Consider the following 12,831-nt stretch of genomic DNA (forward strand, 5'->3'; position numbering starts at 1 on the left):
TTACAGACCTTTAATATTTTCCGCTTCTAACTCGTTGAAGTATTTCAACGTTTTCACTTTCAGCTCCATCGTGGACGGTTCGTCGCAGACGATGACCGCTTTCGGATGTAACTGCAGGCAACTGATGGTCCACATGTGGTTAACGTTGCCCTCAACAGCCGCCTGCAGCGCCTGTGCTTTAACACCGCCGAGCACCAGGATCATCACTTCTTCGGCATCCAGCAATGTGCCCACGCCCACGGTCAGTGCGTATTTTGGCACCTGATTAACGTCACCATCAAAGAAGCGAGAGTTCGCCACGCGGGTGTCATGGGTCAGGGTTTTAATACGGGTGCGCGAAGCCAGCGAAGACGCCGGTTCGTTAAACGCAATGTGCCCATCGTTGCCTACGCCACCCATAAACAGGTGAATTTTGCCGTAAGAACGGATTTTTTCTTCATAACGGCGACATTCTGCGTCAATATCCGGCGCGTTGCCATCGAGCAGGTTAATATTTTCAGCCGGAATATCAACGTGATCGAAGAAATTGCGGTGCATAAAGCTGTGGTAGCTTTCCGGGTGATCTTTCGGCAAGCCGACATACTCATCCATGTTGAAGGTGACAACATGCTGGAAACTGACCTGGCCTGCTTTGTGCATCTCAACTAACGCTTTGTACGCGGTGAGCGGGGTTCCACCGGTCGGTAAGCCGAGAATAAACGGACGGTCTGCGGTCGGTTTGAACGCGTTGATACGATTGACGATATGGCGGGCTGCCCATTTGCCGACTTGTTCAGCTGTCGCCAGGGGAATCAGTCTCATTGTTCACCTCAAAAGTTAAATGAAGAAAGTTGGCGGAATGCGTGCTAACTCAGCGTTAAGCGTAACCTGGTTCGCGACAGAGAGAAGGGAGCAATCCGTCCTGATATTTTTAATCATAAAATAAGTTTTGCCTGTTTGCCAGTGATTGGGAGGGTGATTGACGATACTTAGTGATTTTAATCACAGAAAATACGCTTTTAATTTGCGAGGCGAATTAATTTTTCACACACTCTGTCAGGTAGTGAGAAAATAGCCGTGATTTCAGGGTTAGTGACACAATAAAAAACGACTGTTTCAGTGAGCTCTCATCGGGTTCATAGGGGGAATAAAAGTGAGTATTCTAGGTTATCTGCAAAAGATCGGCCGCGCGCTAATGGTGCCTGTCGCCACGCTGCCTGCGGCGGCAATTCTGATGGGCGTCGGCTACTGGATTGACCCGGTCGGCTGGGGTGGGCAAAACGCACTGGCGGCGTTTTTCATCCAGTCTGGCTCCGCCATTATCGACAATATGGGCGTGCTGTTCGCGGTGGGTGTCGCTTACGGTATGTCAAAAGACAAAGATGGTGCCGCTGCGCTGGCTGGCTTTGTCGGCTTCCTGGTTCTGACCACGCTCTGTTCACCGGCAGCAGTGGCAATGATCCAAAAAATCCCTGCGGATCAAGTTCCGGCCGCGTTTGGCAAAATCAAAAACCAGTTTGTCGGTATTCTGGTGGGGATTATTGCAGCTGAACTGTATAACCGCTTTAGCAGCGTTGAGCTGCCGAAAGCGCTCTCCTTCTTTAGCGGCCGCCGTCTGGTGCCGATCCTCACCTCGTTTGTGATGATCGTTGTTGCTTTCATCATGATGTATATCTGGCCGGTCGTATTTAGCGGTCTGGTGGAGTTTGGTGAAAGCATTCAGAAACTCGGCTCCGTGGGCGCTGGCGTTTACGCCTTCTTTAACCGCCTGTTAATTCCGGTCGGTTTGCACCACGCGCTCAACTCCGTGTTCTGGTTTGATGTCGCGGGCATTAACGATATTCCTAACTTCCTCGGTGGCGCGCAGTCTATCGAAGCCGGTAAAGCGGTGGTCGGCATCACTGGCCGTTACCAGGCGGGCTTCTTCCCGATCATGATGTTCGGCCTGCCAGGTGCGGCGCTGGCGATTTACCACTGCGCACGTCCGGAAAACAAAGCCAAAGTGCTGGGTATCATGATGGCGGGCGCGTTTGCCTCGTTCTTTACCGGTATCACCGAACCGCTGGAATTCTCCTTTATGTTCGTTGCGCCGGTACTGTATGTGATCCATGCCGTGCTGACGGGGATCTCCGTATTTATCGCTGCCAGCATGCACTGGATTGCCGGTTTCGGCTTCAGCGCCGGTCTGGTGGATATGGTGCTCTCCTCGCGTAACCCGCTGGCAACCCAGTGGTGGATGCTGATCCCGCAAGGTCTGGTGTTCTTTGTTATCTATTATGTGGTTTTCCGTTTCGCTATCACTAAGTTCAACATGCTTACGCCGGGTCGTGAACTGGCCGTTGCAGGTGATGAAATTGATGGTCAGGATGTCAATGTCAGCGGTAACACCGAGCAGGATGTGAGTGGCCTGGCGCGTCAGTACATCGCCGCGATTGGGGGTTCTTCTAACCTGACCGGCATTGACGCCTGTATCACTCGTCTGCGTTTAACGGTGAAAGACTCTTCGCTGGTCAATGAGTCCATGGCGAAACGTCTTGGCGCATCCGGCGTTATTCGTCTGAACAAAACCGGCGTACAGATTATCGTTGGTTTCGTGGCGGAAAAAATTGCCGACGCAATGAGAACGGCTGGTGAAGTTCCGGCGGCAGGTAATGCTGCGTCCGCAGCGGCGCCGGCGGCAGCGGTAAAGCCGCAGGCGGTACCGAACGCGACAACCATCGCTGAGCTGGTATCGCCTGTAACCGGTGAACTGGTAGCGCTGGATCAGGTGCCGGATGAAGCGTTTGCCAGCAAAGCAGTGGGTGACGGCGTGGCGGTGAAACCGACGGATAAAATCGTGGTTTCTCCGGCGGCAGGCACCATTGTGAAAATCTTCAACACTAACCACGCATTCTGCCTGGAAACGGAGAAAGGCGCGGAAATCGTTGTCCATATGGGCATTGATACCGTTGCGCTGGGCGGTCAGGGCTTTACTCGCCTGGTTGAAGAAGGCGCGGAAGTGGTGGCGGGGCAGCCGATCCTCGAAATGGATCTGGAGTACCTCAACGCCAATGCCCGTTCGATGATTAGCCCGGTGGTGGTCAGCAATATCGACGACTTTAGCGGCCTGGTTATCAAGGCGCAGGGCGCGGTGGTTGCTGGTCAGACGCCGCTGTTTGAAATTAAAGGCTAATGGCTCCTGAGTAAGCTTTCATGCCTTAAGCGGCGGGGGATTATCCTCCGCCGCTTTTTTTTGCCTTGCATTTAATCAGTGCCATACTGATGTCGCTTTTATTAGGGGGATGAGGATGAAAAGGATAATTTGCGCGTTCTGTATCGCACTGACGTTAAGCGGCTGTATTCCACGTTACGCCACGCTGCGCCCACACTATGATGTGGATGTGCGTAATCCGGCCGGGGAGCCGATCTCAACGGCAATGATGTGGGTGAGCACCGGGCGTTCACCGCCGGGGTATTATCCACCGCCGGAAGCGTTTCGTGCTGATCGGCAAGGGCATATTGAGGTGGAGAAAAAATCCCAGTGGGAAAATATGATTTTCTTTTTGCACGGGACGAATTTCTACTCGTGGGGCTGGTGTATTGAAGCGCCGGGTTATGTTCCGCAAAACGGACAGGGTGATGAGATTGAGAGCCCGGTCATCCTTAAACCGACCACGCAAGATTTACGCTGCCGACAAGCGCGGGACGTAGCTGAATACCTTTCTCCTGGGCATCAGTGATTTGTATAAGTAAAGGTTGTTTCCTGCGTCCTCTTATTAGATCATATGCCGTTATACGTTGTTTACGCCTTGAGGAACCTGTGATGAGTGAGGCAGAAGCCCGCCCGACTAACTTTATTCGCCAGATCATTGATGAAGATCTGGCCAGTGGTAAGCACACTACCGTCCATACCCGTTTTCCGCCGGAGCCGAATGGTTATTTGCACATTGGCCACGCGAAATCGATCTGCCTGAACTTTGGTATCGCGCAAGATTACCAGGGGCAGTGCAACCTGCGTTTCGATGACACAAACCCGGCAAAAGAAGACATCGAATACGTTGAATCTATTAAGAACGACGTGCAATGGTTGGGCTTTCACTGGTCTGGCGATATCTGCTACTCCTCGGATTATTTCGACAAGCTGTACGAATACGCGATTGAGCTTATCAACAAAGGTCTGGCCTACGTTGACGAGCTCTCCGCTGATGAGATCCGCGAATACCGCGGCACGCTGACAGCGCCGGGTAAAAACAGCCCGTATCGCGATCGCAGCGTGGAAGAGAACCTGGCACTGTTTGAAAAAATGCGTGCGGGTGGCTTCGAAGAGGGCAAAGCGTGTCTGCGTGCGAAGATCGATATGGCCTCACCGTTTATCGTGATGCGCGACCCGGTGCTGTACCGCATTAAATTCGCTGAACATCACCAGACCGGTAACAAGTGGTGCATCTACCCGATGTACGACTTTACCCACTGCATCAGCGATGCGCTGGAAGGCATTACCCACTCACTGTGTACGCTGGAGTTCCAGGATAACCGCCGTCTGTATGACTGGGTGCTGGATAACATCACCATTCCGGTTCACCCGCGTCAGTACGAGTTTTCGCGCCTGAATCTGGAATACACCGTGATGTCCAAGCGCAAACTGAACCTGCTGGTCACTGACAAGCATGTTGAAGGCTGGGACGATCCGCGTATGCCGACCATCTCTGGTCTGCGCCGTCGTGGCTATACCGCTGGCTCTATCCGTGAATTCTGCAAACGTATCGGCGTTACCAAACAGGACAACACCATTGAGATGGCTTCTCTGGAGTCCTGCATCCGTGAAGATCTGAACGAAAACGCACCGCGTGCGATGGCGGTTATCGATCCGGTGAAACTGGTTATCGAAAATTACCCGCAGGGCAGCAGCGAAATGGTTAGCATGCCGAACCATCCGAATAAGCCGGAAATGGGCACGCGTGATGTGCCGTTTAGCGGTGAAATCTGGATCGATCGCGCAGATTTCCGCGAAGAAGCGAACAAACAGTACAAACGTCTGGTGCTGGGGAAAGAGGTGCGTCTGCGTAATGCTTACGTCATCAAAGCTGAACGCGTGGAGAAAGATGCCGACGGCAACATCACTACGATTTTCTGTTCTTACGATGCGGAAACGCTGAGTAAAGATCCGGCCGATGGTCGCAAAGTGAAAGGGGTTATCCACTGGGTTAGCGCACAGGATGCGCTGCCGGTCGAAATCCGCCTTTATGATCGCCTTTTCAGTGTGCCGAACCCGGGCGCTGCCGAAGATTTCCTGGCGACCATCAACCCGGAATCGCTGGTCATCAAGCAAGGCTATGCGGAACCGTCGCTGAAAGAAGCACAAGCGGGTAAAGCGTATCAGTTCGAACGTGAAGGTTACTTCTGCCTCGATAGCCGTTATGCAACCGCTTCCAAACTGGTGTTCAACCGCACCGTGGGTCTGCGTGATACCTGGGCGAAAATCGGTGACTGAGTAAGTCAACCAGAAACAATTGTGTTAAAGCGCCGCTTCCAGCGGCGTTTTTTTTTGCTTATCGATTAGGTTGTTACACTTTATATACATTCGCGTCGCGAATTAATGTATCTTCTTATTGATGTCTGCATTGAACAGCTGGAAAGCATTCTCGTGGTTTTAAAAGTCAATTTCAATGTGTAATCGCTATCAATTAGCATTAATCTCTTTGTTTTGCTGGTTTTTGTTTGTTGTTTTCCTGTTTTGTGTAACATGTTTCAAAACACTACGTAATATGTGCTCTTCGTCATAATCCTGTCATTTTGCCGCTAAAAAACATTGATAATTCGCGTCGCGAAAAATAGTCTTAAGCCGGTAGTGAATTCGGGGGTTTTCGTAACTACCTAAACTATTTGGTCTTTTTTTCGCTATCTCTGGCGATTTTATAAATACGTCTAGAAGGAATCACACATGCGTACGTTTAGTGGCAAACGTAGTACGCTGGCGCTGGCAATCGCCGGTGTCACAGCAATGTCGGGCTGGGTTGTCTCTCCACAGGCTCATGCAGCAGGCTTTATCGATGATTCCACGCTCACGGGCGGTATCTATTACTGGCAGCGTGAACGTGACCGCAAAGATGTTCTGGAAGATAAATACAAAACCAACCTTTCCCATTCGACATGGAACGCGAACCTGGATTTCCAGTCTGGTTACGCCGCCGATATGTTTGGGCTGGATATTGCGGCCTTCACCGCCATTGAGATGGCGGAAAATGGCGACAGCGCGCACCCGAACGAAATCGCCTTCTCCTCCAGCAATAAAGCCTATAAAGAAGACTGGTCAGGTGATAAGAGCGGGGTCAGCCTGTATAAAGCCGCAGCGAAATTTAAATATGGTCCGGTATGGGCGCGCGCGGGTTACATCCAGCCAACCGGCCAGACGCTGTTAGCGCCGCACTGGAGCTTTATGCCCGGTACTTATCAGGGCGCGGAAGCCGGGGCGAATTTTGACTACGGCAATGCCGGGGCGTTGAGTTTTTCCTACATGTGGACCAACGAGTACAAATCGCCGTGGCATATCGAGATGGACAAGTTCTATCAAAACGATAAAAAGACCAAAGTCGATTACCTGCATTCGATTGGCGCGAAGTATGACTTCAAAAACGATCTGATCCTGGAAGCCGCGTTTGGTCAGGCTCAGGGTTATGTTGATCAATATTTCGCCAAAGCCAGCTACAAATTCGATATCGCGGGCAGCCCGCTGAGCACCAGTTATCAGTTCTATGGCACGCGCGACAAAGTGAGTAATGGCGGCGTAAACGATATTTATGACGGTACGGCGTGGCTGCAGGCACTGACATTTGGCTACAAAGTCGGTCAGGTCGATCTGCGTCTGGAAGGCACGTGGGTAAAAGCCGATGGTCAGCAAGGCTACTTCCTGCAACGTATGACGCCGACTTACGCTTCATCCAACGGTCGGCTGGATATCTGGTGGGATAACCGCTCTGACTTTAACGCCAACGGCGAAAAAGCGGTGTTCTTCGGCGCAATGTACGACCTGAAGAACTGGAACCTGCCGGGCTGGACGGTGGGCGCGTCTTACGCTTACGCCTGGGATGCGAAACCGGCTGACATGGCAACGCCAGATGCCTATTACGATCCGAACTATCGCCTGAAAGAGTCCTCTTACAGCCTCGATGCAATTTACACCCTGCAAGAAGGACGTGCGAAAGGCACGATGTTCAAGCTGCATTTCACTCAGTACGACAACCATTCCGACATCCCAAGCTACAGCGGTGGTTATGGCAACATCTTCCAGGATGAGCGCGATGTGAAGTTTATGGTTATCGCACCGTTTACTATTTTCTGATGAGCGCATGCCGGGTTCGGCCCGGCAAACTACAAGGAATACGTAATGAAAACAGTTCGTTTAAGTCTGCTCGCCAGTGCCGTACTGGCGATGCTGGGCAGCACTGGGGCGCTGGCGAATCAGAGTACCGTTGATGCTATCAGCCAGTTTCATCTCAACTATGCGGTGAAAGATAATTTCGCCGCGCAACACGGCGTTGACTGCGCGAAACTCGGCGCCGATTGGGCGTCCTGCAACAAAGCGGTGATCACCCTGACCAATAATGGCGACGCGGTAACCGACAACGCGTGGGCCATCTATTTTCACAGCATTCGTCCGGTGCTGGAGGTGGCAAACGATCAGTTCAAAGTGACCCATATTATGGGCGACCTGCATAAGCTGGAGCCGACCGACAAATTTACCGGTTTCCCGGCAAAGCAGGCGATAGAGATCCCGATTATCAATGAATACTGGCAGTTGTTTATCACGGATGTACTGCCGCGCTGGTACGTCACCGCCGACGGCGCGACGGCGAAAGTGATTGCTAATACGGACACGGAAGATTTATCCCGCTTTGTTGCGCCGCTTGATAATCAGTGGAAACGCACACCGGACGACAAAAATATCCTGATGACTGCCGAGGCGCGCTTTGAGAAAAATAGCGATGTGAAAGCGCTAAATCTCGCATCGCTACGCGGCCAGATTGTGCCCACGCCGCAGCACGTTAACATCCACGGGCAGGATGTCGACTTGGGTAAGGGGGTGAAGCTGGATCTCTCCGCGCTGAGTGCCGATGCACAAGATGCGGTGAAATCACGCTTTGCATTACTGGGCGTGAAAGAGGGCAGTTATCCGCTACGGACTGAAATTGCCAGCAACACCTTTAGCGGCGATGAGGCGGTGTCTGGCGCGTACCGTCTGCATATTGGCGCGAAAGAAACCGTGGTGACCGGCTACGATCAGGCGGGCGTGTTCTACGGTCTGCAATCGCTGCTGTCGCTCGTTCCTGCCACCGGCGAGATGAAGATTGCCGCGCTTGAAGCGAAAGATGCACCGCGTTTTGATTATCGCGGCATCCAGTTGGATGTTGGTCGCAACTTCCACAGTAAAGCGGCGGTACTACGCCTGTTAGATCAGATGTCGGGGTACAAACTGAACAAATTCCATTTCCATCTGACGGATGATGAAGGCTGGCGCATTGAGATCCCCGGTCTGCCAGAACTGACCGATATCGGCAGTAAACGTTGTCATGATTTGAGTGAGAAAACATGCCTGTTGCCACAGCTCGGTTCCGGACCGGACAGCAATAACAACGGCAGCGGTCACTTCAGCCGTGCCGATTACATCGAAATCCTCAAATACGCCAAAGCGCGACAAATCGAAGTGATCCCGGAAATCGATATGCCAGCTCATGCGCGTGCCGCGGTAATCTCGATGGAAGCGCGGTATGAGCGCCTGATGAAAGAGGGTAAAGAGAAAGAGGCGAACCAGTACCGTTTACTGGATCCGACGGATACCTCCAACACCACCGGTGTGCAGTTCTATAACCGCACCGGCTATCTCAACCCGTGCCTCGATTCGTCGCGTAACTTTGTAGACAAAGTGATTGGCGAAATCCAGCAGATGCATAAAGAAGCCGGGCTGCCGCTGAATACCTGGCATTTTGGCGGTGACGAAGCGAAAAACATCTATCTGGGCGCCGGTTATACGGATCAGAAAAAACCGGAAGCGGGCAAAGGCATTATTGATCAGAGCAATCAGGATAAGCCGTGGGCGAAATCGCAAGCCTGCCAGGCGATGATCAAAGAGGGCAAAGTTGCCGACGTGGAACATCTCTCCAGCTATTTTGGCGTTGAGGTCAGCAAGCTGGTGAAAGCGCACGGCATTGACACGATGCAGGCGTGGCAGGACGGTTTGAAAGATGCCAAAGACGCGTCGGTGTTCGCCACCGATCATGTCAATGTTAACTTCTGGGATACGCTCTACTGGGGCGGTTTTGACTCGGTGAATGACTGGGCGAACAAAGGCTTCCGCGTTGTGGTCTCTAACCCTGATTACGTTTATCTCGATTTCCCGAATGAGGTCAACCCGGCCGAAAGCGGTTACTACTGGGGTACGCGTTTTAGCGATGAACGTAAGATTTTCAGTTTCGCCCCGGACAACATGCCGCAGAACGCGGAAACCTCGCTCGATCGTGATGGCAACCCGTTTAGCGCGAAATCCGACAAACCGTGGCCGGGCGCGTATGGCCTTTCTGCGCAGCTGTGGAGCGAGGTGGTGCGCACCGATAACCAGATGGAGTACATGATTTATCCGCGTATGGTTTCGGTGGCTGAACGTGCATGGCATCGCGCGGGCTGGGAGCAGGATTACAAAGCCGGACGTGAATACAAAGGCGGTGAGACACATCTGGTAGATGTGAAAGCGCTGGAACGTGACTGGCAACGCTTTGCGAACCTGTTAGGTCATCGCGAACTGGCGAAACTGGATAAGGCTGGTGTTCATTACCGCCTGCCAGTACCGGGCGCGCGCGTGGTGGGTGGAAAACTTGAAGCCAATACCAGCTTCCCAGGCATGGTGGTTGAGTTTTCAACCGACGGCGGCAAAAACTGGCAGCGCTACGACGATAAAGCGCGTCCGCAAGTGAGCGGGGAAGTGCAGGTGCGAACCGTCAGCCCGGACGGTAAACGCTTTAGCCGTGTCGACAGCGTAAAAGCGTAATGTGAGGCAGTGATTACACCCGGCGGCGCGAGCTTGCCGGGTTTTTCTTTTTTTGCCGATATTGCAGGCAAAAAAAAGCCAACCGTCAGGTTGGCTTTTTAGGCTTCAAAAGCTGTTATTTCGCGTCGTGCGCGTGTTCATCTTCGCGGCAGTCACCTTCGGCGCAGTGACCGTAAAGGTAAAGACTGTGGTTAGTCAGGCGAATGCCGTGTTTCGCGGCGATTTCACGCTGACGCGCTTCAATGGAGTCATCACTGAATTCAATCACCTTGCCGCAATCGAGGCAGATCAGGTGATCGTGGTGATGTTGCTGAGTCAGTTCAAAAACGGACTTGCCGCCTTCGAAGTTATGACGGGTCACAATCCCGGCGTCGTCAAACTGGTTCAGTACACGGTAAACCGTTGCCAGTCCGATCTCTTCGCCCATGTCGATCAGTCGTTTGTATAAATCTTCCGCACTGACATGATGGTTATCCGGTTCCTGAAGCACTTCAAGGATTTTTAACCGAGGAAGCGTGACTTTCAGGCCGGCCTTCTTTAATGCGGTATTGTTGTCAGTCATGCGGAATCTGTCCTGTTGCTATACGATTCACTTCCTTAGCGGAAGTTATAAGGAATGCACCTGGGGTAATGCGTCTCATTATAGAACTGCCATGGCTGGATGAAAACTGCAAGCCCTCAAGTAAAGTAAGCTTATAAAACGTGGTGTCGCCAGCAAAGTCCTTTACGGCGGCACCCAGTTTAGCAGGGCTCATTGTACAGCGATGGAGAAAAAAGTTAAAAATTTGTAGCAATTATTTCCATTGCTTTTATCTATTAATACGGCGTAATCCACAGATTACGCCGTAAAAAACTCAGGCATTAAGGATATCGTCCAGGTGCAACTCTTCGCGAACCTGTTTTACCCATTTTTGAACGCGTTCGGAAGTCAGCTCAGGTTGACGGTCTTCGTCAATCGCCAGGCCAACGAAGTGGTCATCGTCCGCCAGACCTTTAGAGGCTTCAAAATGGTAGCCCGCAGTCGGCCAGTGACCAACAATGGTCGCGCCGCGCGGTTCGATGATATCGCGAATGGTGCCCAGCGCATCGCAGAAATATTCCGCGTAATCTTCCTGGTCGCCACAGCCGAACAGCGCAACTAATTTACCGTTAAAGTCGATCTCTTCCAGCGTCGGGAAAAAGTCATCCCAGTCGCACTGCGCTTCACCATAGTACCAGGTAGGAATGCCGAGCAACAGAATGTCATACCCTTCGATATCTTCTTTGCTGCTCTTGGCAATGTCATGTACGTCGGCAACGTCTTTACCAAGCTGACTCTGAATCATTTTCGCGATGTTTTCGGTGTTGCCGGTGTCGCTGCCGAAGAAAATGCCTGTAATTGCCATGAGTAAAATAACCTCTTGAAACTTAATGAGTATGGTGGTGGTGCTACGCCCACAGATAAGGGCAATCATAGCAGAACAGGGAAGCACGCGGAAACTGCTATCGCGTCGGACTGCACTGTATGACACATGAAAGTGTTATTTCGATGATGTTTCGGAGGATTCGCTAGCCGCGCAATGCCTTCAGCTGCGCCAGCAGCATCTCTTCGATAAGCTCGCTGCGGCTCATATCACGCGCTTCCGCCAGCTCGTTTAACGCATCGACGGCTTCCACGTTGAGTTTTAATTCGACACGCTTAAGCCCACGAACTTTATCGCGTTTTAACTGATTGCGTTTGTTGATGCGCAATTGTTCATCGCGCGAGAGCGGGTTTGTCTTCGGCCGTCCCGGGCGACGCTCATTCGCGAACAGATCTAGTGTCGTACGGTCCGTTTGTTCTTTAGCCATGGTCTAAGCATACTACGGGAAAAACAAGCAATCGGGCGGCGCGCCCGGGCTGAATAGCGCGCCATCATACATCAGCACAACGGACACGCCAACGACCGGGCGCGTTGAAACGACCAGTCGCCGCCTTTTTAATCAATTTGTCTTTTCAGCGAGATAGCGACGAATAGCACGCAAAACCGCGTCGGGTTTCTCGGCATGAACCCAATGGCCGGCACCGGCAATCACATGCGCTCGCGCTTGTGGGAACTGCGCCAGCAGCGTGTCACGGTAGGCTTCAGTGACGTAAGGGGAATTTCCACCGCGAACAAACAGGGCCGGTTTGTTCCAGGCCGGAACCGTTTCCCAGCCGACAATATGCGGGTATTGCTCCCATAACACCGGCACGTTGAAACGCCACGTGCCGTCGACAAAGGATTTCAGCAGGAACTGAATGACACCTTCTTCATTTATATGTTCACGCATCAGGGTTGCAGCTTGCTGACGAGTGGATGCTTCTGCATCACTGACCGCGTTGATGGCGGCAAAAATTTCGTCATGCCGGCGCACCTGGTAATCCACAGGCGCAATATCAATCGCCACCAGTTGATCAATACGCTCCGGCGCGAGCGCTGTTAACGCCATCACGGCTTTACCGCCCATGGAGTGACCAATAAAGGTCGCTTTGTCGAGCTGATGAGCGTTCAACGTATCCAGCAGATCCTGCGCCATGGCCGGGTAGTTCATTTCTGAAGCGCGGTCTGAAAGGCCGTGGTTACGCATATCCACTTGCAACACGTCATGATCCTGAACCAGTTCACGGGCGAGCACGCCAAGATTATCAAGGCTACCGAAAAGACCGTGAACAAGGACGATCGGAGAATTGTTGTGCGGATGTTGCGCAGTTTGCGCGCGCGTATTCAATTTCATGGCAAAGTTCTTTTTTTCACTGATTCGGGTTAGGTTATTATGTTGAACATTCTGCCGCCCGGCCGCAAGGTTAAGAATTACTCTTACTTTTGCCGCCA

10 protein-coding genes are annotated in these 12,831 nt (G+C 52.2%); 5 read left to right on the forward strand and 5 right to left on the reverse strand.

Translation table 11 applies throughout. The features are described 5' to 3' along the window. A complete protein-coding gene (nagB, locus tag BN2591_RS11375) occupies positions 1-801 on the reverse strand; it encodes a glucosamine-6-phosphate deaminase (RefSeq protein WP_017455911.1) in 801 nt (266 codons plus the stop codon). A gap of 331 nt (positions 802-1,132) precedes the next feature. Here nagB and nagE point away from each other — a divergent pair, with 331 nt between their 5' ends. The 5 genes from nagE (at position 1,133) to BN2591_RS11400 (ending at position 9,997) form a co-directional block, all read left to right on the forward strand. Further along, positions 1,133-3,151, forward strand: a complete 2,019-nt coding sequence (nagE, locus tag BN2591_RS11380) for an N-acetylglucosamine-specific PTS transporter subunit IIBC (protein WP_086871545.1) — start codon at positions 1,133-1,135, stop codon at positions 3,149-3,151. A gap of 115 nt (positions 3,152-3,266) precedes the next feature. After that, the gene (locus tag BN2591_RS11385; protein ID WP_086871547.1) at positions 3,267-3,698 is read left to right on the forward strand and encodes a membrane lipoprotein lipid attachment site-containing protein; all 432 of its coding nucleotides are present in this window, start codon (positions 3,267-3,269) and stop codon (positions 3,696-3,698) included. Between the two features lie 83 nt (positions 3,699-3,781). Further along, positions 3,782-5,449, forward strand: a complete 1,668-nt coding sequence (gene glnS, locus BN2591_RS11390; RefSeq protein WP_086871549.1) for a glutamine--tRNA ligase — start codon at positions 3,782-3,784, stop codon at positions 5,447-5,449. Between the two features lie 450 nt (positions 5,450-5,899). Beyond that, positions 5,900-7,297, forward strand: coding sequence for a chitoporin ChiP (gene chiP, locus BN2591_RS11395; RefSeq protein WP_086871551.1), 1,398 nt, complete (start codon positions 5,900-5,902; stop codon positions 7,295-7,297). A gap of 45 nt (positions 7,298-7,342) precedes the next feature. Then, positions 7,343-9,997: a beta-N-acetylhexosaminidase gene (locus BN2591_RS11400; RefSeq protein WP_086871553.1), complete on the forward strand. Its 2,655-nt coding sequence runs from the start codon at positions 7,343-7,345 to the stop codon at positions 9,995-9,997. A gap of 115 nt (positions 9,998-10,112) precedes the next feature. On the opposite strand, the gene fur is transcribed toward BN2591_RS11400, so the two are convergent. The 4 genes from fur to ybfF all read right to left on the reverse strand — a co-directional run bounded on the left by fur (position 10,113) and on the right by ybfF (position 12,733). Continuing rightward, positions 10,113-10,559, reverse strand: coding sequence for a ferric iron uptake transcriptional regulator (gene fur, locus BN2591_RS11405; RefSeq protein WP_007373881.1), 447 nt, complete (start codon positions 10,557-10,559; stop codon positions 10,113-10,115). 292 nt (positions 10,560-10,851) lie between these two features. Further along, a complete protein-coding gene (fldA, locus tag BN2591_RS11410) occupies positions 10,852-11,382 on the reverse strand; it encodes a flavodoxin FldA (RefSeq protein ID WP_017455917.1) in 531 nt (176 codons plus the stop codon). Between the two features lie 163 nt (positions 11,383-11,545). Further along, entirely contained in the window at positions 11,546-11,827 is a 282-nt protein-coding gene (gene ybfE, locus BN2591_RS11415) for a LexA regulated protein (protein WP_017455918.1), read from the reverse strand. Positions 11,828-11,959: 132 nt separating this feature from the next. Beyond that, positions 11,960-12,733, reverse strand: a complete 774-nt coding sequence (ybfF, locus tag BN2591_RS11420; RefSeq protein WP_086871556.1) for an esterase — start codon at positions 12,731-12,733, stop codon at positions 11,960-11,962. Positions 12,734-12,831 lie beyond the last annotated feature (98 nt).

Source organism: Kosakonia pseudosacchari (assembly GCF_900184035.1).
GTDB classification, from domain to species: Bacteria; Pseudomonadota; Gammaproteobacteria; order Enterobacterales; family Enterobacteriaceae; genus Kosakonia; species Kosakonia pseudosacchari.

What these genes read in the sequence shown, in the direction of transcription:
- nagB (WP_017455911.1), bottom strand. Translation starts at nt 801, where the DNA reads ATGAGACTGATTCCCCTGGCGACAGCTGAACAAGTCGGCAAATGGGCA.
- BN2591_RS11385 (WP_086871547.1), top strand. Translation starts at nt 3,267, where the DNA reads ATGAAAAGGATAATTTGCGCGTTCTGTATCGCACTGACGTTAAGCGGC.
- glnS (WP_086871549.1), top strand. Translation starts at nt 3,782, where the DNA reads ATGAGTGAGGCAGAAGCCCGCCCGACTAACTTTATTCGCCAGATCATT.
- chiP (WP_086871551.1), top strand. Translation starts at nt 5,900, where the DNA reads ATGCGTACGTTTAGTGGCAAACGTAGTACGCTGGCGCTGGCAATCGCC.
- BN2591_RS11400 (WP_086871553.1), top strand. Translation starts at nt 7,343, where the DNA reads ATGAAAACAGTTCGTTTAAGTCTGCTCGCCAGTGCCGTACTGGCGATG.
- fur (WP_007373881.1), bottom strand. Translation starts at nt 10,559, where the DNA reads ATGACTGACAACAATACCGCATTAAAGAAGGCCGGCCTGAAAGTCACG.
- fldA (WP_017455917.1), bottom strand. Translation starts at nt 11,382, where the DNA reads ATGGCAATTACAGGCATTTTCTTCGGCAGCGACACCGGCAACACCGAA.
- ybfE (WP_017455918.1), bottom strand. Translation starts at nt 11,827, where the DNA reads ATGGCTAAAGAACAAACGGACCGTACGACACTAGATCTGTTCGCGAAT.
- ybfF (WP_086871556.1), bottom strand. Translation starts at nt 12,733, where the DNA reads ATGAAATTGAATACGCGCGCGCAAACTGCGCAACATCCGCACAACAAT.